14 protein-coding genes and 1 pseudogene are annotated in these 24,403 nt (G+C 41.9%); 8 read left to right on the top strand and 7 right to left on the bottom strand.

Going from position 1 to position 24,403, the window contains the following annotated elements:
• The 5 genes and pseudogenes from QUB39_RS20760 to QUB39_RS20740 all read left to right on the top strand — a co-directional run.
• Positions 1-427 (top strand): annotated as a pseudogene (locus QUB39_RS20760) (chromosome partitioning protein ParA); the annotation flags it as partial.
• A 124-nt stretch (positions 428-551) separates the two neighbouring features.
• Positions 552-749: an IS630 transposase-related protein gene (locus QUB39_RS20755; protein ID WP_333485147.1), complete on the top strand. Its 198-nt coding sequence runs from the start codon at positions 552-554 to the stop codon at positions 747-749.
• Between the two features lie 269 nt (positions 750-1,018).
• Positions 1,019-2,017, top strand: a complete 999-nt coding sequence (locus tag QUB39_RS20750) for an FkbM family methyltransferase (RefSeq protein ID WP_333485146.1) — start codon at positions 1,019-1,021, stop codon at positions 2,015-2,017.
• 127 nt (positions 2,018-2,144) lie between these two features.
• Positions 2,145-6,989 carry a glycosyltransferase gene (locus tag QUB39_RS20745; protein ID WP_333485145.1) on the top strand — a complete coding sequence of 1,615 codons (4,845 nt, stop codon included), beginning with the start codon at positions 2,145-2,147 and terminating at the stop codon, positions 6,987-6,989.
• Positions 6,990-7,058: 69 nt separating this feature from the next.
• Positions 7,059-10,178 carry a glycosyltransferase gene (locus QUB39_RS20740; RefSeq protein WP_333485144.1) on the top strand — a complete coding sequence of 1,040 codons (3,120 nt, stop codon included), beginning with the start codon at positions 7,059-7,061 and terminating at the stop codon, positions 10,176-10,178.
• A 79-nt stretch (positions 10,179-10,257) separates the two neighbouring features.
• Here QUB39_RS20740 and QUB39_RS20735 read toward each other — a convergent pair whose 3' ends face one another.
• The 3 genes from QUB39_RS20735 to QUB39_RS20725 all read right to left on the bottom strand — a co-directional run bounded on the left by QUB39_RS20735 (position 10,258) and on the right by QUB39_RS20725 (position 17,204).
• Complete coding sequence (locus tag QUB39_RS20735) at positions 10,258-11,895, bottom strand: tetratricopeptide repeat protein (protein WP_333485143.1); 1,638 nt, start codon at positions 11,893-11,895, stop codon at positions 10,258-10,260.
• 487 nt (positions 11,896-12,382) lie between these two features.
• A complete protein-coding gene (locus tag QUB39_RS20730; RefSeq protein WP_333485155.1) occupies positions 12,383-16,984 on the bottom strand; it encodes a tetratricopeptide repeat protein in 4,602 nt (1,533 codons plus the stop codon).
• Between the two features lie 40 nt (positions 16,985-17,024).
• Positions 17,025-17,204 (bottom strand): hypothetical protein, encoded by a 180-nt coding sequence (locus tag QUB39_RS20725; RefSeq protein WP_333057112.1) that lies wholly within the window; start codon positions 17,202-17,204, stop codon positions 17,025-17,027.
• Positions 17,205-17,459: 255 nt separating this feature from the next.
• Between QUB39_RS20725 and QUB39_RS20720 the strand changes: the two genes are divergently transcribed.
• Positions 17,460-18,107, top strand: a complete 648-nt coding sequence (locus QUB39_RS20720) for a Uma2 family endonuclease (protein ID WP_333057111.1) — start codon at positions 17,460-17,462, stop codon at positions 18,105-18,107.
• Positions 18,108-18,226: 119 nt separating this feature from the next.
• Here the strand turns inward: QUB39_RS20720 and QUB39_RS20715 are convergent, their stop codons facing one another.
• The 4 genes from QUB39_RS20715 to QUB39_RS20700 form a co-directional block, all read right to left on the bottom strand.
• Positions 18,227-18,832, bottom strand: a complete 606-nt coding sequence (locus tag QUB39_RS20715; RefSeq protein WP_333057110.1) for a 50S ribosomal protein L25/general stress protein Ctc — start codon at positions 18,830-18,832, stop codon at positions 18,227-18,229.
• 192 nt (positions 18,833-19,024) lie between these two features.
• Complete coding sequence (locus tag QUB39_RS20710; RefSeq protein WP_333057107.1) at positions 19,025-19,393, bottom strand: hypothetical protein; 369 nt, start codon at positions 19,391-19,393, stop codon at positions 19,025-19,027.
• A 17-nt stretch (positions 19,394-19,410) separates the two neighbouring features.
• Positions 19,411-19,848, bottom strand: a complete 438-nt coding sequence (locus tag QUB39_RS20705; RefSeq protein WP_333057106.1) for a hypothetical protein — start codon at positions 19,846-19,848, stop codon at positions 19,411-19,413.
• A 54-nt stretch (positions 19,849-19,902) separates the two neighbouring features.
• Positions 19,903-21,243: an adenylosuccinate synthase gene (locus QUB39_RS20700; protein ID WP_333208701.1), complete on the bottom strand. Its 1,341-nt coding sequence runs from the start codon at positions 21,241-21,243 to the stop codon at positions 19,903-19,905.
• Between the two features lie 353 nt (positions 21,244-21,596).
• Here QUB39_RS20700 and QUB39_RS20695 point away from each other — a divergent pair, with 353 nt between their 5' ends.
• Both QUB39_RS20695 and QUB39_RS20690 read left to right on the top strand, forming a co-directional pair.
• Positions 21,597-22,634 carry an adenosine deaminase gene (locus tag QUB39_RS20695; protein ID WP_333208703.1) on the top strand — a complete coding sequence of 346 codons (1,038 nt, stop codon included), beginning with the start codon at positions 21,597-21,599 and terminating at the stop codon, positions 22,632-22,634.
• A 328-nt stretch (positions 22,635-22,962) separates the two neighbouring features.
• The gene (locus QUB39_RS20690; protein ID WP_333208705.1) at positions 22,963-24,267 is read left to right on the top strand and encodes an aspartate aminotransferase family protein; all 1,305 of its coding nucleotides are present in this window, start codon (positions 22,963-22,965) and stop codon (positions 24,265-24,267) included.
• Positions 24,268-24,403: the final 136 nt, after the last annotated feature.

The raw sequence follows: 24,403 nt of genomic DNA, 5'->3' as shown, positions 1-24,403 counted from the left end.
TTATCAGTCCCAACTTGTCCAAGTTCAGGAAGAATCTCAGCATTATCAGTCTCAACTTGTCCAAGTTCAAGAAGAGTCTCAGCATTATCAGTCTCAACTTGTGCAAGTTCAGCAAGAATTGGATAGAGCCCATTTCCAGCAATATGCGCTTAGCGATACAGGTGTCGAAAGTCAGATGCGGTACACCCTTCTAGTGTGGGATGCGTGGTATGCTTACCAAAGTGGCGATTTGAAGAAAATGCAACAGTGTTTGCACGGCTCTTTGAAATTTGCACCTATTTCACGAACCGAGTCTGTAGTCAACTGGCTAGAGAGTTTCTGCCAATTCTCGGTGGACAAGGGACAAGCCTTTGATACTTATGCGTTGACCAACTCACAAGAGTGGAAACAACTCATGCAAGGGAAATTTACTGTCAGTCATACCTGAGTCATCTTCTGCTAGGGATTGCGTCAATATACTCGGAAAAACAACAAACTCAGTAATTCGCACAGTGATTAAACGCGGGAAACAAATAAACAATTAGCTGAAGCCCATGCTGAAGGAGTAGTATATGTTTTTATGTGGCGATCGCCCACATAAGGCCAAACCCTATGGTTACAACTTGCGAAAAAAAGCAATCGAAGCCATCGGGCAAGATGGTATGAAAAAGATTGAAGTCAGTCAATTGTTCAATATTAGTCGGAACACCATTAACTTATGGCTGAAGCGACAAGCCGAAACGAATGACTTTCAATCTCTGCCCAATTAACCGCCTGGTAATCAGCATAAAATTACAGACGGGGAAAAATTCCGTGAATTTGTCAAAATTCATGGGGGTAAAACCCAAATGGAAATAGCTAAACTTAAGGGTGTCTTACGCCTTGCGTCCCAACCGCCTTGGCGGTGGCTATATATCGTATAATGCAAGATTAAGTCTAAGCAATCTTGACCAATTGATTTTCTCAGTCTTAGGTATTGCCTAAAGGCGCGGTAATCAAGTAAAATAAATAAGTTAACCCAGCAAAGGAGGTTGTTAGAATGTCCGTTTTTCTTCCTAGTCTCAAAAAAAATGGCTATTTGGATCAAATTCACATAACTATTTGTATAGTTGGTTCTCGTAAGCTCAAAGAATTTGGTCAAATTTATAATATTTATGCCAGTCAAGGATGGGGTTTGCTAGCTCCGAATTTAACTGTATATGGTTTTGATGCAGATGAGGAAGCGTGCAATGACATGAACAATGAACTAGAATCTCAAAGCATTAGCTGGACTGAGAAGCATTTCCCTTATGCTTTATGGGATACATCCGGCAAAGCTACACTTTACATAACTAACTATCAGGCTTGTAGCTCTTTATACCATCCTAATCTTGCTTACATTAATCGTTTTGGAGGTGATGCAAATATAATGTATAAAGTTATATCAACAGTAGAAGTACAAACAACTACTTTAGATGAGGTTTTGATAGCTTCTAAAGATCACTTTAGAGAAATTGACTATTTACAAATTGATGTTCAAGGTGGTGAACTGAATGTTTTAAAAGGAGCTGTTACTTCTCTTAAAAATGTTTTAGCTGTAGTTGCAGAAGTAGAATTTATGCAGGTATACAAAAATCAGCCCTTATTTAGTGATGTAGACGTTTATCTTAAGGAGCAAGGTTTTAGCCTTTTTGATTTAGTTGGAATGTATAGAACCTATAGTGAAAAAATACCATTTCCTTTATCTGAAAATCATCCAGGTCGATTATTGTGGGGAGATGCTTACTACTTTCATGATTTATTAGCTAAAGAAGAAACGAGTTTTTTAAAAACACCAGAAAAACTTCTTAAGCTAGCTTGTATTGCGGATGCTATGAAATTTTATGACTATGCAATGGAATTACTTGTGCATCTCACGCTGAATTATGGAAATTCAAACGAAAATTATAATTTTTCTAAGGTTATTTTTGAAAGTATAGAGCTTTTACCAGAAGAATTAAAGATTAAAATTATATCTCTCCCTATTAGTATAAAGTTAAAAGAATTGGAAGCTATTTAATCATAAATTTATGAGCTGATTTTTAGCTGATAGACTTGTGTTTTTATTGGCTAAATATTGATTTAGTGGATTTAGATAATGTCTCAAGCGTAAATAATTCAACTATCATTAAGTGAGAATGAAAAGCATGAATAATAAATTTAATATCGACAATCATTCACAAGATGGCAATAATATTCGCCTCAAACAGATTAAGTCTGAGCTAGATAAATCTAAGATTTGGCTTGATAAAATTAAATCTGAATTATCTACTGATAAAATTTTTGTAACAGAAAGCCAGAATCTCATTTCTTCTTCACAAAAGAATCAATTTTTAACTACTTCTCTGTTGCATAAAAAAATACTATTTTATTATGCCGGTTTTACTAATACTAATTTACCTTTTGCTGGATCTAGTTTAGCAACAATTATCCTAGCAACTAAATTGGCTGATATTAACACTGTATCTGTTCATATTACTGGCGATCATATTGTAGACCAAGAGACTTATAATAAAGTTGTTTTTTTACCTTTACCAGAAACCGAAAAACGAGACCTATTTTTATCTCAGTATGATGTAGTTATTTTTTCTACCTTGCTAAATAGTTTTTCCACAACCCCTAAATTTACAAATCAGGTTTGGATTTTGCATCAGCATAATTGGCATATTGGGGATCAAGAACTTAGAAGAGTCGATGACTTTGATACAATTATCTGTCTATCAGATCTTCACCAGCAGTCCGTTATTAAACAGGGCTTTCCGCGCGAAAAAATTAGAATTCTTCACAATGGAGTAGATATTAACTTATTCAATCCTCAATCAATTAGGCGGGAGCCACATTCTATTATGTTTGCCGGTGCGATAGTAGAACACAAAGGTATCCATATTCTGATCGACGCATTACGAGAAGTTCGCCTTAGTTTTCCTGATGCCGAAGTTCATATTTATGGGAGTTCGTCCATGTGGCGTGACAGCGATAAGTATGAGAACACAATTAAAAACTTAGAAGTAGAGTGCGTAAATTTTTATGGTGCAGTAGAAAACCATAAAATGCCATTAATTTATTCCCAACATAGTGTCTTATGTCTTCCTTCTGTCATAGAAAGTTTTGGTATGGTTTCAGTTGAAGCACAAGCCTGTGGATGTATCCCTATAGTTCATCAGGCTGGCGGTGTAGAGGTAACACTGATAGATGGGGAAACAGGTTTCTTGTATTCTCCTAATACTCATCAAGAATTAGCTAAAACAATAATTAAAGCGTTAAAACTTATTGATGCTGATCCTTCTATTCGTCAAAAAGCAATATCTTTTGTTGATAACCAATTTAATATAAATGTCATTTTTGGAGAATTTATGGAAATTCTTAGTGAAACAATTGAAAATTATTGCCATCATGTAGAGAAAAAAAATACTCCCATTATTTTCATTCATAAAGGTGATAGTGATTATTTACAATATACTCTCAAAAGCGCAAAAATATTTAATCCCAACACTAGAGTAATTTTATTAGGTGATGAATCTAACAAGCATTATCAAGAGGAAATAGGGATAGAATATTTTTCATTCTCACAATATGAAGGAGAAGAATCTCAAAAGTTTGATGGAATTTTTAAGTACATAGCTGGTACAGAAGAAGGTGGAGGAGAATGGTGGGTTCGTTTTGTATTTAAAAGATGGTTTCATCTTTTAAATTTTGTTAGAAGCAATCACATAAGAAGATTTTGGACTTTTGACTCAGATAACTTAATCTTGTCCAACTTAGAGGATCAAGTTTTAAAATTTTTGGAATATAATTGTACCGAACAATGTAATGGTTGGTGCATTAATGGCTTAGTTAATGGGCTAGAGGTTGTCAAGGGATATATAGATAAAATTAATGATCTATTTCTAGATAATAATTACTTGGATAAGCAAAGACGAAAATTTATCAATAATCCAACTTGGGCATTTACAGAAATGAGAGCATATGTAGAATATAAGGAAAGTGTCCCTTTTAAAAGCGTTAGCTTAAATACAATAATCGATGGAGAAACTTTTGATGAATGCTTATGTCAACAACATGATATGGAAATGGAAGTGGAAGGGGGAAAGAAAAAACTCTACTTTGAAAACGGTAACTTATATGAACGATACTTGCCAACACAACAATTAGTTAAATTAAACTCCATTAATATGAGTTGGTTGCCTACATCTTTCATTAAAGAAATTTTTGATTATGCTAGTCAAAATTATAAGGTTTCTCCATCTTCTCAGCTGAACTTGATAATTCCGCCTGAAATTAAAAATGATGAATTCTATGAAATAATTCAGAAACTAGCCAAAGAAGAAGATATTGGAACAGTGTTGGAAATTGGTTCTTCCGCAGGAGAAGGGAGTACAGAGGCATTTGTCACTGGATTACGCCAAAATCCTAACCATCCTATTTTGTTTTGTATGGAAATTTCTAAGCCTAGATTTGCAGCCCTTCAGCAGCGATATGCTAATATTTGTTTTGTCAAAGCTTATAATGTTTCTTCTGTTAGCCTTCAACAGTTTCCTAATGAACAACAAGTTCAAGAGTTTTATAAAACTATCCCAACAATTCTCAATAATTATCCCTTAGAAGAAATTTTTAGATGGCTAAGGCAGGATATTGAATATGTTAAAAACTCTGGAGTTCCTAGTGATGGAATTTTAAGAATAAAGAGAGAAAACAAAATAGATGTATTTGATTTAGTTCTAATTGATGGTTCTGAGTTTACGGGAGAATCAGAGTTAAAGCAAGTGTACGGAGCTAAAATTATAGCATTAGATGACACAAATTGTTATAAAAACTATAAAAATCGTCAAAAGCTACTAGCCGATCCAACCTATGAAATTATTGCTGATAATCAAACAGTTAGGAATGGTTATTCTATATTTAAGAGGGTATTTTTTCAAGAAAGCTCTCACACTAATCATTTACCGATTCACTTCTTTACTATTGTTCTAAATGGTCAGCCATTTATTCAGTATCATCTTGACCTATTCAAACAACTACCTTTTAAATGGCATTGGCATATAGTTGAAGGTGTTGCGGACTTAAAACATGATACCGCGTGGAGTCTTCAATTTGGAGGAAGAATAACTGATGAAATACATAAGAATGGACTTAGTTATGATGGTACTACTGAATACTTGGATGAACTTAAGCGTTGCTATCCAAATAACATCAGTGTTTATCGTAAACAACAAGGAATCTTCTGGGATGGAAAGCTGGAAATGGTGAAGGCTACTTTAGCCAACATAAATCAGGAGTGCTTGCTGTGGCAGATAGATGTCGATGAATTATGGACAGTAGATCAGTTTTGTACTGCAAGGCAAATGTTCATTAACAATCCTGGAAAAACAGCAGCTTGGTACTGGTGCTGGTATTTTGTAGGAGAGAACTTAGTCGTTAGCACTCGTGAATGTTACAGTCAAAATTCTCAACAGGAATGGTTGCGAACTTGGCGTTATAAGCCGGGTATGGCTTGGGAATCTCATGAACCTCCTAGACTGATGGAACTTATGCCTAACGGTGCGTGGCGCGATGTTGCAAGTGTTAATCCTTTTCGACATTCTGAAACACAAGACTATAATTTAATTTTTCAACACTTTGCCTATGTAACTACTGAACAAGTATTGTTCAAAGAGAAATATTATGGCTATAAAGACGCTGTTGTGCAATGGAAGCAATTGCAAAGCCAAACTAAATTCCCTATTTTCTTGCGTGACTATTTTGGATGGGTACATGATCAGACAATGGTAAATACTATTCAAGAATGCGGAATAACTCCCTTAGCTTATAAACTAAAGGATGGAAATTTTTATTTTGCAGGTTCGCACAATTCATCAACAATACAAGCTGAACCAGGAACGCAAAATACAGCGAAGGTAGTAGTTGATGGTGTATTTTTCCAATTAAACAATACTGGTATTGCTCGGGTTTGGAAATCTTTGTTAGAAGAGTGGGTAATCAGTGGGTTTTCTCAGCAAATAATTGTTCTAGATAGGGAAGAAACGGCTCCAAAAATTCCAGGTATTCGTTATCGTAATGTACCGCGATATGATTACAGTCAAACTGAAACGGATAAAAAAATGCTTCAGGAGATTTGTGATGCAGAACGCTCTCAGGTATTTATATCGAGTTACTACACTACTCCTATTTCAACTCCTTCGGTATTTATGGCTTATGACATGATTCCAGAAGTTATGGTATCAGGAGGAGACATCGAAAATGATCCTATGTGGAGAGAAAAGCATTATGCTATTCGCCAGGCATCAGCATTTGTTGCTATTTCAGAAAATACAGGTCGTGATTTAGTTAAATATTTTCCCGATATTCCCATAGATTTGGTTGCCGTAGCCCATTGTGGAATTGATAAGAATTTATCAACTGCTACCCTAGAAGAAATCGAATCTTTTCGTTATAAGTTTGCTATCTCTAAACCTTACTTTTTAATGGTAGGAGATCGATTGGGTTGGGGACATACAAAGAATGGGACTTTGTTTTTCAAATCTTTCGATCGATTGCCCAATCGGTGTAAGTTTGAGATTGTTTGTGTGGGAGGTAAACCTACATTAGAACCCGAATTTGAAGACTATGTTATGGGTGTTAAGGTTCATATGTTAAGGTTAAGTAATGAAGAATTAAAGCTATCTTATGCTGGTGCGGTAGCTTTAGTATATCCATCTCTTTATGAAGGATTTGGAATGCCTGTAGCGGAAGCGATGGCTTGTGGATGCCCTGTTATAACTTGCCCAATAAGTTCTATTCCTGAAGTGGCTGGATCAGTTCCTATATATATTAACCCTAATGATGTACAAGGTTTATGTGCTGCTTTGCAAGAAGTTCAAAAACCAGAAATTCGTCAATTTATGATCAGACAAGGATTAGAAAGATGTAAGCAATTTTCTTGGGCGAAAATGGCTAATTTAATAGCGGAAATTCTAGGAAAAACAGCTATTAAATCAGGTATAAATAAGCTATAATATGTATGCCAACACAAAATAATAGCTCAATTGAAAACCCAAGGAATAAAACAAACATATCGGCTAACTATGACTAACATTAACCAAATTACTTTACTTACAAGTATAGCACCGGGTAATCTTGCTACACAGAAGAATGCTATTAAAAGTTGGCTCGATTTAGGATTTAAAGTAATTTCCATAAATTGTAAAGAAGAAATACAACAATTACAAACGATATATAAAGATGTTGCTTTTCATCTTGTTTCTCGTGATGCACGTTCAGAGATTGGTAAACCATTAGTCTATTTGGATGATATATTTTCATATTTTCACAACGAAGGAACAAAAATTTGTGGAATCATTAATTCAGATATTTATTTGAAAGCTGACATCAATTTTTGTAACTTTATTGCTAAAGAGGCCGCTGATTCCCTTGTAATTGGTTCAAGAGTAGAAGTAAAATCACTAACCTTCCTTGAAGAAAAGCTAGACATTAACTCAAGCCAGATTCAGTACATTTGGGGTTTTGATTATTTCTTTTTTGACATTTCCATCTTAGAATCTTATCCGAAAGAAGAAGGTTTTTGTATGGGAATGCCTTGGTGGGACTATTGGATGGTTGTAGTTGTTTTAAGAAAAAATATTAATTTAAAAAGAATTACATCTAACTTAGCATACCATGTAATTCACGAAAATAATTATTCTGAAAAACATTGGGTTAAATTTGGGTTGAAGTTATTGAAATACTGGCAAGCCAGTTATCTGCTTAACAGCAGCACTGATGAAATACATAAAGATCCTAACAGCGATAATTATCGTCAGTTGCTCCAAAGTTTTAGGGATATGGCAAACTACATAATTTTAGAATTGCTACCAAAAAAAGAAAAAAAGATTACATATTGCAACGATAATTCGTCAAGTATTAACACAATAAAGGAATTAAGTTCATTGAATTCAAATTTTAATTTTGGCTCGTTATTACAGGAATCTGAAGTTAAAGTCTCAGCTATTGTTTCTACTTATAATTCAGAAAAATTTATGCGTTCCCGTTTAAATAATTTGGTCAAACAAACCCTTTACAAAAAAAATCTCTTAGAAATAATAGTTATTAATAGTGGCTCACAACAAAATGAAGAGAAAATTGTTAAGGAGTTTCAATTAAATTATCCTAATATCAAATATATTAAGACTGAAAGAGAAACAATCTATCAAGCATGGAATCGAGGGTTTCAGGTAGCGAAAGGTCAATATGTAATTAATGCTAACACTGATGATCTCTTTACCCTAGATGGTTTAGAATGTATGGCTAATGAGTTAGATGTTAATAATTATATAAGTGCTGTTTACGGAGACTGGTTACTAACTAACATAGAGAATGATTCCTTTGAGTCGAAAACTGAAAAATGTCTTTTTAAATATCCAGAATTTTTTGCTCCTTTATTTTTCTACTCTCAGATTAGTTCTCATGCGGCACTCTTGAGAAAAGAAGTTTTCAACCAAATAGGTTACTACAATGAAAATTTCAAAGTTTTCGGTGATCGAGAGTTTATGTTCCGCTTTTGCACAAATGGTTTAATCGCACAACACTTACCCTTAGTTTTTGGGTTATATTACATCAATCCTCAAAGTTTGAGTTTGTCTGTTACAGACGATGTTTTTGGTACTGAGTTTGAACCTACGAGAACTCAATATATGTCTCCTGAGAATTTGGTTCGCCTCTTTGGTTACAACTCTGATATATCCGGTTCACAACTGGCAGAATTATATGCTGTTGTTGGTTCCTATGGCAAAGATTTTTACTGGTGGTGGGGAGAACCGATCAGTGATCTTTCTTTTGCCTCTCGGCTATTTACAAAAGCACTGGAACTTGATCCAAGCAACTCATTAGCACTGAACAATCAAGCAATAATCTGTTGCCTTAATGGTCAGCAGGAATCAGCAATAGAAATATTTAAAAAAATTCTCTCTACCAGAATACTGAACAAGGATGTATTACAAAATAATATCTTAGCAGCGCAAAGGTTATCTACTAATGTTGAAGATTATACTTGGTTAAAATCACCGATCTATAATTATCCCCCATTCGGAACCTACATTAATGTAGATGTGATTGATAGTAAAAATGTGAGTATAGATCCTCTTGTTAGTATTATTGTACCTACTAAAGATCGGCCTGAGATGCTATTGATTGCTGTTCAAAGTCTTGTTGCTCAAACATTCACTGAATTAGAAATCATCGTAATTAATGATGGTGGCGTTGACGTACAATCAGTCATATCACGCCTCAATACCAGGGGTAATATTGTTTATAAAAAACACGATCGCGCTCTCGATCGATCCGCCGCCCGTAACACGGGCATCCGCGCCGCCCGTGGTAAATACATCGCCTACTTAGATGACGATGATAACTACTACGCCAATCACATCGAAACCCTAGTAAAATTCCTAGAAAATAGCGAATATAAAATCGCCTACACCGATGCTGTCATGGCGCAACAGGAAAAACAAAATGGTAAATATGTTACAGTTCACCGTAGTGTACCCTACTCCCTAGACTTTGACAAGGACAAAATCTTAGTGAGTAATTGCACTCCTAACTTATGTCTAATGCACGAAAAATCCTGCTTAGATGAAGTGGGCTTATTTGATGAAACCCTATCAACCCATGAAGATTGGGATTTAATAATTCGGCTATCTCGCAAATTTGACATAGCCCATATCAAAGAAACTACCTGCGAATTTACCCAAAGAAATGATGGCACTAACACCAGTAGCCATAACCGCGCTGATTTTACTCGCACGAGGGAGATTATTTTTAACAGATATCGCCAGTATGCAGAGGCTAACCGCGCTATTTTAGATGCTCAAAAAGAGGCTTTTATTGGAGAGGCAAAAGAGTTAGCCCAGCAAGTACAGCAAATACAAGCACAATTTACCCAATCTCTGGATAAATTACAGTCTCAGTTAGAAGAAAAAGAGTCACATTTACAGCAAACTCAAGCAGAAAAATCTCAGTTAGCAACACAAGTGGAAACTTGGCAGCGATCGACTCAGGAGGTACAATCTAAATTGGAGGCGACTCAATCGGAAAAGGAATGGGTAAAATCTCAGTTGAATAGTTGGAAACAAACAGCAGAAGAAATGCAGATAGAATTGGATCGAGCACGCTCAAAACTGAAACAATCCCAGTCACAATTAGAGCGATAGGCTTTCCCTATCGGTAAATCCTAGACCAAAAAACCCGGTTTTTGGCCAAAACCGGGTTTCGGAAAAAAGCTCAAGTCTATTACTTCGCCTTTAATTCCAGCCCCCGACGATAACAAACACTAGCCTCCTTTTGTCGCCCCACCTTAGCCAAGGTATCACCCAACTTATCATAAACCTCAGCTAAATTAGGATTAAGCTCGATCGCCTTTTGATAAAACTCGATCGCCCTCTCTGGGATTCCCTTACCCAGCCAAACATCACCCAAACCAGCGTAAGACATAAAATCATTAGGCTGAACCTTCACACACCGATCGTAAGCATCGATCGCCTCATCCCATCGCCCTTGTTTTGCCAAAGCTTCCCCTAAATAATGCTGCGCCTCCCAAGAGTCTGAATTTCGATCGAGAACGCGGCGGTATTGAGCGATCGCCCCATCAAACTGCCCTTGTTCTGCCAAAGCCTTACCTAGCTGCAAATAAAGCTCCGAGTCGCCAGACTTAATCTCCACAGCCTTTTGAGCCGCCTCTAAATTGCTGGGATTCAATTTGCTTGCCCTGCGATAACACTTTACCGCCTCATCTAAATCCAGCTCAACATCTTTCTGAAGCGGTTGGAGGCGAGCTCTTCTTTGCAGGGCTTCCCCTAAATGACAGTGAACTACATCGGAATCAGGAGCAATTTCCGAAGCTTTGCGATAGGCAGAAATTGCCTCATCGTAACGCCCCAACTGATATAGAGCAAATCCCAAATGGTCTTGAGCCTCCAGCGAATTTGGCTCGAACTCAACCGACTTGCGATAAGATCCCACAGCTTGCTCCCACTTTTGCACTTTCGCCAAAGCATCGCCCAAATGCTGGTAAATCACTGCCGCATTCGGTACGAGCTCAAGCGCTTTCCGATAAGATGCGATCGCCTCATCCCAGCGCTGCACGATCGACAAAGTATGCCCCAAATAATGGTGGACGATCGCCGAACCCGGTTCCAACTCAGCAGCCTTCGAGTAAGATGCGATCGCCTCCTCCCATTGACCCTGTGCCGATAAAGCCGTTCCCAATTTATAGTAAATCCAATGGAAATCTGGTTTTAACTGAATCGCCTTTCGGTAATAACCTACCGCTTCTGCTAATTCATTCTTACCTTGCAAAGCCTCTGCCAACTTCAGGTACAATTCCCCATCACCCGGATTTAGATCGATCGCATGATGCAAGCACTCAATCCCTTCATCAACCCGTCCCTGTCTTGCCAAAGCCTCCCACAAATTTTGGTAAGGCAAAGCCGATTCCGAGTCAAGCTCGATCGCTCTTCGCAAACAACTTACAGATTCATCCAGTTGACCTTGCAAACACAAACCCTTACCCAAGCTGTTATAAAACTCATAAAAATCTGGATATATTTCCACAGCTTTGCGGTACGCAGCAACGGCTTCATCTAGATTGCCCTGCTGTTCCAAAACCTCTCCTAAATTGTGCCAAGACCAAGCCGAATTAGGGTTAAGTTCGCAGGCCCTGCGGTAACTTTTCTCCGCCCCATCCCGCTGCCCCAATTTCGCCAAAACTTCACCCAAATTGTGGTGATACCAGGAAAAATCCGGGTTGAGTTCAGTACACCGCTGGTAGGCGGCGGCGGATTCCTCTAATTTATCAGACTGTTTTAGGAGGTTGCCTCTATGAAAATAATTAGAAGCTGTCTCCTCATGCACTTGTAATGAGTTATTCATAATTTTGTACCGTAGATTTCATTTTTTTTGCTTGGTCGAGGCTGGGTTTATAAGTACCTTGTATCTGACATCAGGCATCAATGTCAATCTTCAGGATTCTCGCGCGGGGTGGGGGCGGTTTTTTTAGTCTTTGGGTATTCCTTGAAGCTATCGGTGAACCCGCCCCTACAGGTTTTTGACATTGGTGCCGTCTGGTGAATTGTATCGGTCTTCTGTCTGAGTCACAATCCTCTCGATCCCCCCTAGCCCCCCTTAGCAAGGGGGGGACAAGAGCGTTCAAAGTCCCTCTTCTTAAGTCTGAGTCACAATCCTCTCGATTTCCCTAGTCCAGGGCCGGCACGGGGGTACTGATCCTACAAGGGGTGAACAATAAGCGTTCAAAGTCCCCCTTCTTAAGGGGGATTTAGGGGGATCTAGACTTTGGTACAAACCAGAGATATAAAGGGCTTTAGGCTTAAGTGGACACGCTAAACTCATGGGGATGTTCCTAATGACTCCCCCGCCAATTCTCGTCCTCCAATCTGATACCGCTGTCTTGACAAGCTCTGGTTAAATGAGGGCTGTAGTAAGGGTCATTCTCAATATATTTTTGCCAGCGACTTTCCATCAGCTTCGATTCCTGCTTCAGCCGCTCTTTCTTTTCAGGCGAGTCTTCGTAACCCCGGCTTTTAGATTCGTGGTGGTAGAGAACTACATGAGGCAGGTAAATATTTCGGTACCCTTTCTCTAGCATTTTCAAACACAAATCCACATCATTGTACGCCACTGTTAGTTCTTCGTCAAACCCCCCAACACTTTCAAATACTTCGCGGCGACACATTAAACACGCAGCAGTTACCGCTGAAACATTATTCAGGCCTACCACATTCCCGAAATAGCCTGGAATCGATCGCGGCATATGGTAATAACTGTGACCGGCAACTCCGCCGCCTAGCCCCATCACCACTCCCGCGTGCTGGATTTTGTTATCTGAGTATATCAACAAATTGCCCACAGCCCCGATCGAGCTTCTCTGAGCTTGTTCAACCATCCCGTCAATCCAATCGGGAGTAATTACCTCTGTATCGTTATTCAAAAACAGCAAGTAATCTCCCTCCGCTTTGCTAGCAGCGTAGTTGTTAATCTTAGAGAAATTGAACGGAATATCTAGACGATAACTTTTAAACCTCGCTGATTCCTTAGCCGTCCATTTAGCCAGAATTTCCGCCGTGTGTTGCTCTTGACTGCCGTTATCGATCACGATAACTTCGTAGTTGGGGTAGACGCTCTTAGTAAAGATAGACTCCAAGCAATTGTCCAAAACATCGCCCAAATCTCGCGTTGGAATAATGATGCTGACCCGCTTGTAATCCGCAATTTTGTAGCGTGCAATAAAGTGTCCCAAAAAGTAGGGAACCCGTTCAATTTTCCCCGGTTCGCCCCTGCGTTCGATCGCCTCTTGCAAAGCTTTTTGCCCTGCGTCATAGGCATAGGGTTTAGCCTCTACACCGCCAGCCGCCGAACCTGCGTGCATTCTCCAGTGGTAAAGAATTTTAGGGATGTGAAAGATTTTGTCAGTTTTTTCTGTAAACCTCAAAACCAAATCATAATCCTGAGCTCCTTCAAAACCCGGTCTAAAACCGCCGATTTCATTAATTAGCGATCGCCTGTAAGTTCCCAAATGGCAAGTGTACATCCGAGATAAAAATGAATCCGGACTCCATTCTGGCTTGAAGAAAGGATTTATCAGTTCCTGATCCTGGTAAATCTTATCTTCATCTGAATAAATCATGTCCGCTTCCGGATGCCGGTTCAGCAACAGCACCACTTCATACAAAGCCTCTGGCGTCAGTGTATCGTCGTGGTCTAGCAAAGAAACAAATTCACCCGTCGCCAACTCCAAAGCCGAATTAGAACAGTGAGAAATGTGACCGTTTTTGGTTCTGTAAGCTACTTTGATCCGGCTATCTTTAGCTGCATATTCTTGTAAAATTTGCTTGACATGAGGCGCAGTTGATGCGTCATCCGCAATACACAATTCCCAATAAGGATATATCTGATTGAGAACTGATTCTATTGCCTCCTGCAAATAATTTTCTGGCGTATTGTAAGCCGGCATGACAATACTAATCAGCGGCTTGTAGTTAAAGATTTCTAATATTTCCGCCATTTTTCGCAAATCAGCTTCTCTGGGGCTGTTCTTAGCGCGCCACTTCGTGTAAGCTGGGTCTTGACCGAGGAATAGCGAATCTCGCAAGTTTTGATAATCCAAACCAAAAAGTTTCGGATCTAGTTTGCTCGCGGTCTGATAAGCTTCCAGAGCTTCCGAAAGCTTGTCTTGTTTAGCTAAAGTTTTTGCTAAATTGTGGTACGACCAGCCAAACTCAGGAGCAACCTCGATCGCTTTCCGATAAGCAGCAACAGCTTCATCAAGCCGACCTTCTTCTTGATATACATCCGCTAAGTTGTGGTGAGACCAAACAAAATTTGGATTCAGTTCAGCCGCTTTCTTATAGCTTTTAATAGACTCCTCAACTTTACCCATCCATTTCAGGACATCGCCTAAATTGTGGTGAGTTCCAAAGTAATTGGGATTAATTGAAATTGCTTTGCGGTAGGCGGCCACAGCCTCGGCAAATTTACCTTCTTCTTGCAGAGACGCCCCTAATTCGTGGTACTCCGTAGCTACCCCAGGCGTGTGTTCGATCGCACTTCCAGAGTGTCCGCCAACAGCGCGATCGATCTTTTCCGCCCCCCTACTTACACCCTTTTTTTTTAATACCTCTTCTAACCGCCCAGAGATAGCCTTGTCATCAGGCCGAATCTGCAACGCCATCTGATAAAAGACGATCGCCCCATCCGGCCAATTCTTCCGCACCAAAGCATTAGCCAACTCAACATAAAGGTCAGCATCATTCGGCGCAATCTCCAACGCCTTGTGATACAACTGCACGTCATCAGGATTCTCCTGAATCGCCCGCCGGTACAAACGCATCGCCTCCTGCAAATCCCACTGCGATCGCATCCTCACAGCATCAGCCAACTTTTGCGAAAGCCACGGCAAATCCGCCTGAATTTCCGCAGCGCGGCGGTAAGCGGCGATCGACTCATCCCACCGTTCCAGGTTCTCAAAAGCCGTTCCCATGTTGTAATAAGTCCACGGAAAATCAGGATTTAACTCGGCCGCGCGTCGGTAAACATCGATCGCCTCCTCCCACCTTTCCATTTCTAGCAGCGCGTCGCCCAATTTGCTCTGCGACCAGAAGAAATTCGGATTAACTTCGTTAGCACGCCGGTACGCAACAACCGCCTCATCCCACCGTTCCAAATTCACCAGCGCTTCTGCTAAATTGTTGTGCGCCCAAAAATGGTCGGGATTGAGTTCGATCGACCTTTGGTAAGCCGAAATTGCCTCATCCCACCTTCCCAGTTTAATCAGCGCGTCTGCTAAATAGTTGTGCGACCAACTGAAATCTGGATTTAATTCTGTTGCTTTCCGGTAAGACTCTACAGCTTCTTCCCACCGTTCCAACTTCAGCAATACATCTGCTAAATTGTTGTGAGACCAGCTAAAATCAGGATTTAATTCGATCGCCTTGCGGTAAGCATTTACAGCTTCCTCCCACCGTTCCAACTTAACCAGCGACTCAGCTAAATTGTTGTGCGACCAAGAAAGATCGGGATTATTTCTAATTGCATTGCTGTAAGCATCTACCGCCGCTTCCCACTGTTCTTGCCCCTTAAGAATTTCCCCCAATTCGTGATAAGCTGCACCCGCATTTGGGTTCAACTCAACCGCCCGCCGGTAACACTCAATTCCCTTATCTACCTTACCTTGCTCGATCAAAGTTTTGGCTAAATTCTCGTGTTCCTCAGCGCTGCCAGACTTCGGGTCGATCGCAAATGCTCGATACCAAGCCTCAGCAGCAGCCTCCGGCTTGCCTAACTGCGTCAACAGTTTCGCAAAATTGCGGAAAGCACCTGCAAAATCCGGTTTCAGGGCGATCGCCTTTTCGTAAGCAGAAACCGCTTGCTGCCACTGTTCTTGCTGCGCGCAAATGCTGCCGTAGTTAGCGTAAGCTTCGGCAAAATTTGGGTTGATTTCTATTGCTTTGACATAGCAACTTTTAGCTTCATCAATTTTTCCGCCAGCTTGCAGCGCGTTGCCCAGCATTTTGTAAAGCGGCGCTTCCGGCTTAATTTGCAGCGCCTTCTTGCAAGCTGCGATCGCCTGTTCCAATTTGCCCTGAGCAAAATAGCCTTCTGCTAGTATTTTGTATGCTTCTGGATCTTCTATATTAATTGTAGAATTAACTGCCTGCTGAACTGGCGGATTAACTGCCTGCTGAACTGCCTGCTGCACTGGTGGCTTAACTGCGGTTGCTGCGGGCTGTTGCTTAACTGCACCGTTTGTTCCATTTGCACCCGCCAAAGTTTCCTTTCCCTCGCTGCCGTTTCTCGCATTAGCTGCGTTCAGTTCAATAGCTTTGCGATAATATGCTGTCGCTTCCTCTAACTTGCCTTGTTTTTTGAGCGCTTCGCCCAAATTTTGGTAAGCCGTCGCCACATTAGGATTTAATTTTATGGCGCGATCGTAACAGGCGATCGCTTCGGGGAATTTTTCCTGCCGAAAAAAAGCGTCGCCCATATTCAAGTGTTCCCCCGGCGCTACTTTTTCCGGTTCCAAACTAAATGCTTGATACCAGCACTGCTGGGCTTCTTCCGGTTTGCCAATTTGTCCGAATACTTTTGCTAAATTCCGGTACACTCCCGCGAAATTCGGCTTAATCGCGAGCGCCTTTTGATAAAATCCGATCGCCTCCTGCCATTTTTGCTGCTGCGCGCCCAGGCTGCCCAAATTCGCGTATACTTCCGCAAAATTCGGTTCTATTTCAATCGCTTTAGCGTACCAGTGCCGTGCCTCTTCCATCCTGCCTTGAGCTTGCAGCGCGTTGCCCAAAGTCTTGTAAGCCGGTGCAAAATTGGGGTGAATCTTCAAAGCTTGCTCGCAGGAGGCGATGGCTTCTTCTATTTTTCCTTGGGATAAGTATGTTTCTCCCTGTTGGTTAAATTGAACCGCTGTTGATTCTGTACTGACTGTTGATGGCATAGGGGCGGCGGCTCCACAAGTAGCAAGTAAATTATAGGATTCAAAATGTTTCACAATTATACAGCGGTTTGACGCCAACAATTGCCGTTTTACCAAAGCTGTCGAGAATGTGATGCAAAGCTTCAACAATAGCAGAATACGATCGCGAGCGCGCAACTCCGGCAAAAAAGCGATCGACCACCTCCGCCTCGGTTTTTTCCCGGCATTCTAGTGCTTGCACCGCAGATACAGGTTTTCACCCCCCATGAGGGATGCCTGATTCGGCGGATGTCAGGATTTTCGAGGTTTGGTTTGTACCTCTAGAAACTTGAGAAAGTCGATAGTGCAGCAGACGAAGTTCCAGCGGCAATAGTTCCTCACGCACCAAAATCGATCCCAGGCAGGATGCCTGCACCACAAGACTTATTGAAGAAATATATTAAAATAATTAACAGCAAATGTTTTGTCAACTTTCGCTTAAATTGCGGTAATTTTGATGTTGTTAGAGCCACCACCTCAACTTGTCGGTGAAAAGCGCCTCACCTTTCGCGATATCGATTGGCAAGCCTTCAAGCAAATTCAAAGTTTGCTGATGGAGCGCACCCGCGCCCGTTTTAGCTACGATAACGGAGTATTAGAAATCACCATGCCCCTCGAAGAACACGAACGCTCTGCTCGCTTGATTGAACTCTTTATTAGAGTCCTTGTGGTGGAGATGGGCATGAAAATCAAGACGATGGGATCGACTACGCTCGATCGCGAAGACCTCCTCAAGAGCGCCGAGCCTGACAATGGGTATTACATCCAGAATTATGCCTTAGTGGCGGATCGCCTGGTTAATTTGAATGTCGATCCCGCCCCGGATTTAGTCGTGGAAGTAGATATTACCCATACCGATATCAATAAAAATACACTCTATGCCAGTATAGGCGTGCCGGAATTTTGGCGGTTTAACGGGCGGGTATGGCGGATTCTGCAATTAGTCGATGGGGCTTATGTTGAGCGCGATCGATCTCCGACTTTTCCCATTATTGAAAAAACGGATTTATACCAGTTTCTAGAAGTGGCTTTCATCGATGAAGTTGCCGCACAGATTGATTTTAGTCAATGGGTGCGACAGCAGATTCAAGGCCCAGTAGAGTAAGTGCGATCGAACCCAAATTAGAATAGCCTTTTTAGCAAAAAACGATCGCCCTTTTGGGAGAAAGCGATCGCCCTTTTTTTTCAACAATTAATTAGTTAACAACTATTAGCAATTACTAATTAAGCTGCTGCGGCTGCGTCTTCTTCTGCGTCTTCTGCTTCAGAACCTGCTTGAATTCCCAGCACGCTAACAACCACCTGATCTGGTTCGCCGAGAGCTACCACTCCTGCAGGCAAAACTAATTCGTGAATGTGCAGCGCATCCCCAACCTTTAAATGAGAAATATCTACTTCAATTGCTTCAGGAATGCTGTCAGGTTTGCACTTAACTGCGAGTTGCGTCAGTACAGTATCCAAAATGCCGCCTTCTAACTTGACGCCGACGGGTTCGCCGACAAAATTCAGCGACACTTCAACTTCCAGACTGTCTTGAGTTGCCACGGAGAAAAAGCTCAGGTGGTAAGGATAGCCCTTCCAAGGATGAACTTGAACTTCCCGGAGCAAGGTTTTTCCGCTCCAAGAGAGGTCGGGAATGCTGAGGTCAATTAGGGTATTGTTGACTACGTGCTTTTTGAGCAGGTGTTCAACTGTTTTGGCTTTGATGGTAAGGGAAATGGATTCAGAGCCTTTGTGCCCGTAGAGGACGGCGGGAATCAATCCAGAGCGGCGCAGGGCGTTAGGTTTACTGCCTTCTGCCCGCTTTTGACATTCTACTGCGAGTTCCATTTTCTGACTTTCTGCTAATTGTTTTTACATTTTACCAGAATTGTGATATTGCGATCGAACATTAATCAGACTCAGGTCAACGGTCACACTTTAACTAGCTTGTATGGTGCGTCAGTATTGAGTTTATGACAAAAAATTTAGGTCTTATCAACTGACGCACCCTACGAATTGAACCAGTTGCGTAAGTTCCGATTAAATTCGCTGAAGGTATTGATAATTTTCGTTTTCCACACACTTGAGCAATTCCAGCATTTTTCTGAGACGGTACGTTCCTGATTGATACTCTTCTTTTGAAGGGGAATCACCCAGCTTAGTAAGAACTGCATCGCTTTCACTGATGATTGCTTCGCTGAAAATTTTCTTGAACTGCTGGCGAATATCTTGATTTAATTCAACTAGAGGCAGAATTACATTTTCTTCATCTAGGTAAATTTGGGTTTCGACTGATTCGCCACCTATTTTTGAAAATGCTGATTTTGCTAACCATTCGTAAGTAGCTGCTGTTATTCTTACACTATCGGACGGTTCTCCATTTGCTGAATAAAAACTGATGTCAAACATTGGGATTACTCCTGCTACTAAACATCTAGAAACTCGTCCAAAGGAATATTTTCGGCATAAGCTATACCTGCTTTTATAAATTTTGCCTTGCCCGGTTCAGAAATTCTATCGGCACTTACAACTGCAATGACAGTAGCAGTATCAATAATTTCATTAACTGCTTTTCCTGAAAGGTATGTGGTTTTGATTTCTATATGCGGTAAGTTTGTTTTTCTTTCCTCTAAGGTTGACTGTGAATCTTTGATATTTTCTCTCGTGTATTGATTATGAAGATCCCGAATTATTTCTTTTACTTGCGAGGCCTCATTGGGAGCGACAATCAAAATGTCTCCTTTCGGATCGTTGCCAGTAGTTCTCTGGGATGCAATGCCATCTTCAGCTAACTTTCCGATTACCCAGCCAACCAAATCTCGATGAAGGGTTAGTTGGTATATCAGACGATCTTCATCGGTCATTGGAGCCTCGTCACACATGAGATAGACCCTTTTTGTCTATTATAACTAAACCTGTTATGATTGTGCTGCTACTGGCGTACCGTCTGCAGAAAGCAAAGCGCGTTTCGGGCCGTGAATCGGGTCTTCTACAATAATAGTTTGGTCGCGGCTCGCACCGAGAGAAACGATCGCGATCGGCACTTCCATCAAGTCTGCCAAAAACTTCAGATAATTCAAAGCTTGCGGCGGTAAATCTTCCAAATTCCGGCACTCTTCCGTAGACTGTTTCCAACCGGGAAGGGTTTCGTAAATAGGTTGGCACCGAGCAAATATCCGGGAACTTTTCGGGAAATCAACACATTTTTCGCCGTCAATTTCGTAAGCAACGCAAACTTTTATTTCTTCTAATTCATCCAAAACATCTAGTTTGGTAATTGCCAGACAGTCAAGGCCGTTGATGCGGACTGCGTAGCGGCCGATTACTGCGTCGAACCAACCGCAGCGGCGTTTGCGGCCGGTTGTCGTGCCGAATTCTGCACCTCGATCGCCCAAAATTGCGCCAATTCCATCTACCATTTCGGTAGGGAAGGGGCCTTCTCCGACGCGGGTTGTATAAGCTTTTGCTACGCCAATTACGCGATCGATCGCTGTTGGGCCGACTCCGGTTCCCACACAAGCACCGCCAGCGATGGGATTGCTGGAAGTAACGTAAGGATAAGTACCGTGATCTAAGTCTAATAAAGTGCCTTGCGCGCCTTCAAACAGAATATTTTTCCGCTTGTAAATTCCCTCATAAATCTTTAGGGAACTATCAACTACGTGCGGCCGCAAACGTTCGGCATAAACTCGATATTCATCAATTACATCTTGCGGATTTAAAGGCGGCAAATTGTAGAGTTTTTCGAGAAGGACATTTTTACAATTAATCGTCCATTCCAATTGTTCTTGCAACCCGTCCAAGTCCATTAAATCTAGCATCCGAATGCCAGTGCGTTCCGACTTGTCGGCGTAAGTAGGGCCAATGCCGCGTCCCGTCGTCCCGATTTTATAATTTCCCCGCTGCGTTTCCGATGCTACATCAATTAATCGATGATAGGGCATCGTGACGTGAGCCGTCTCCGAAATCATCAGCGAGGTTGTCGAAATATTCAGTGCCTCTAGCTGATCTAACTCTGCAATTAAAACTTTAGGGTCGATGACCGTGCCGCAGCCGATAATACACTCTTTATCAGGGTAGAGAATCCCAGACGGAATTAAGTGCAGCTTGAAAGTCTGACCGTTGACTACCACGGTGTGACCCGCGTTGACGCCCCCTTGGTAGCGGACAACGATATCTGCGGATTTGCTGAGCAAATCGGTAATTTTGCCTTTTCCTTCATCGCCCCACTGGGCGCCGATTACAACTACGTTAGCCAAGGGTTTCTCGCGTTCTGTTCAGGTTGACACAATCTCCGATTATGTATGAATGCGTCCGAAATGTCAATCAATTTTAGATTTTAGATTTTAGATTTGGGATTTTAGATACGGGCATGGGGCATGGGGCATGGGGCATGGGGCATGGGGCATGGGGCATGGGGCATGGGGCATCTCCCAAAAAGCCTATTTTGAACAGGCAAGATGCCTGTTCCACAAGAATTATGGGAGATGTCTATTGGGCATTAGGCATTGGAACTAACAAATAACCAATGACTAATGACTACTGACTACTGACTAATGACTACTGACTAATTAATTTTTGTTAAGATTGAGAAAATAGAGGCTTTGTTGCCATGAGTTTACACGCTGAGTTGCACCGCCATCTGGGTGGTTCCGTCGTTCCTAGGGTGCTGTGGCGGTATTTCGATCGCCACAATGCTGAGATGGTTAATCGATTTCCGAAATACTCGGAATTTGAGGAGTTTTACACTCGTCCGCGCAATACTCTCAATGAGTATTTGGAACTGCACACGCTGGTAGAAAGCGTTCAAACTGTTGAGACGTTGCCTTATTTCATCTATCGGTTGATGCGGGGCGCTTACGTGTTTGAAAATCTGGCTTATTTGGAGTTGCGCTATACGCCTTATTTGCGGACTCCAGAACATTTGAATCAGTCAGAACGCATTGATTTGATGGCAGAAATTGTACAAGTTGTGGGCAAGGCAAGTCAAATTAGCGATTGTCCGATTGTTACTAGCCAAATTTTGTGTATGCACTCGCGTTTACCCTATGAGGTGAATCGGGCGATCGTAGATTTGGCGGCCGGGATGGGGGAATATGTTTGTGCGATCGATCTAGCTGGGGGCGATGATTGTATTGGCGATCGTTTGGAGGAGTTTGTCGGATTGTACCAGTACGCGAGGTCGATCGGCATCAAAACTACCGGCCACCTCTACGAAACTACCTCTGGCTGTTATCCCGAACTTCTGCCTTATCTGATGCGTATCGGCCACGGGATTCAAATTCCGTTAAAATATCCCGAACTGCTGCCAGAAGTCGCGCGCAGGGGTCAATGCTTGGAGGTTTGCCCGACTACCTATCTCAAAACGGGGACGTTGCAGGATATGCGCGAATTGAAGGTTGTGTTCGATCGATGTTTTGAAGCTGGTGTCGATATTGCCATTTGTACCGACAACGCGGGATTGCACAACGTGCGATTGCCTTTCGAGTACGAGAATTTGTTAACTTTGGATATCATTGATTTTCGGCAGTTGCAAGCGTGTCAAGAGGCCGCTTTCCGCCATGCTTTCGCGTGGCCCTACGAAGAAAGGCCTGTGAAAATGCTGACGGGTTTGTTGCAGCCTGAGTCTGTGGGGGCGATCGTTAATTAGCTAGTTTTTGTCATTAAACATCAAGTTTTTAGGTTCCTTAAAAACCCGGTTTTTTTTATGTTAATTAATGAACCGGGTTTTTTATCTGATATCTCTGCCCCTAGGAAAGCCTCGCCAAGATTTAGGATTGCGGAAGTGATTTTATTTCATTTGTGAATGATATTTTTTTTACTAACCGCAGAGGGCGCAGAGGGCGCAGAGGAGATAGAAAAAATAGAAAGAGGGAAAGAGGTGTTTTGTAAAATTATAATAAGCGTCGGGCGATCGGCAATCGGTAGCAAGTTATAGTTTGGATGCAGAAGCATCAATATAAAAGGATAAAAAAACGATGACAAATATGGACGCTTACTGGATGCCCTTCACTGCCAACCGACAGTTTAAAGCGAATCCGCGAATATTGGTTTCGGCAAAAGATATGCACTTTACAAGCGATGATAACCGCTCAATTTTAGATGGTACTGCGGGGCTGTGGTGCGTGAATGCAGGACACGCCCGCGAGACAATTGCCGAAGCAGTTAAACAGCAGGTTTTGCGTTTGGATTACTCTCCGGCTTTTCAGATGGGACATCCGGGTGCTTTTGAATTAGCGGAACGTTTGGTAAAGATGATTCCGGGCAATTTCGATCGCGTTTTCTTTACTAATTCGGGTTCGGAATCTGTAGAAACTGCTTTAAAAATTGCGATTGCTTATCACCGGGTGAAAGGTGAAGGAACTCGCCAACGATTAATCGGCAGGGAACGTGGCTATCACGGCGTTGGTTTTGGGGGAATTTCTGTCGGGGGTATCGGTACAAACCGCAAGTTTTTTGGCAGTTTGCTCACGGGAGTCGATCATTTGCCTCACACTCACAATCTCGAACACAATGCTTTCAGCCGCAAACAACCGGAATGGGGAGCGCATTTGGCCGATGAATTGGAGCGGATTGTCGCTTTGCACGATGCGTCTAATATTGCAGCGGTAATTGTGGAACCGGTGGCTGGTTCGACTGGGGTTTTGATTCCGCCGAAAGGTTATTTGGAGCGACTGCGGGCGATTTGCGACAAATACGGAATTCTGCTGATTTTTGATGAGGTAATTACCGGATTCGGGCGGCTAGGCTCTAGTTTTGCTACGGAATATTTTGGGGTGGTTCCCGATATTGTGACGGCGGCGAAAGGGATAACTAACGGTACGGTGCCGATGGGGGCGGTGTTTGTGAAACAAGGCATTTATGATGCTTTTATGAATGCTCCTGAAAATGCGATCGAGCTTTTTCATGGTTATACTTATTCTGGTCATCCTGTGGCTTGTGCGGCTGCTTTGGCGACGCTGGATATTTATGAGGAAGAAAGGTTATTTGAACGAGCTGATAAGATGGCCGGTTACTGGGAAGATGCGGTGCATTCTTTGAAGGGCGTGCGGCACGTAATTGATGTTCGGAATCTGGGACTGGTGGCAGGTATTGAGTTGGAATCTATTGCTGGGAAGCCGGGGAAACGGGCCTTTGATTGTTTCTTGCAGTGCTATGAAAAAGGGTTGCTGATTCGGACTACGGGTGATATTATTGCTTTGTCGCCACCGCTGATTATTGAGAAGGAACATATCGATCGCATTGTGGAAATTTTGACAGGGGTTTTGCAGGACATGGAGTAGGATTAAAAGGAGATTTTGCACCATTCTCTCTTAACAGGCAAGATGCCTGTTCCACAAAATTAACAGGCAAGATGCCTGTTCCACAAAATTAACAGGCAAGATGCCTGTTCCACAAAATTAACAGGCAAGATGCCTG

The organism is Microcoleus sp. AT8-B5 (assembly GCF_036705565.1).
Taxonomy (GTDB): Bacteria; Cyanobacteriota; Cyanobacteriia; order Cyanobacteriales; family Microcoleaceae; genus Microcoleus.
This window is presented reverse-complemented; position numbering and strand designations above follow the sequence as displayed.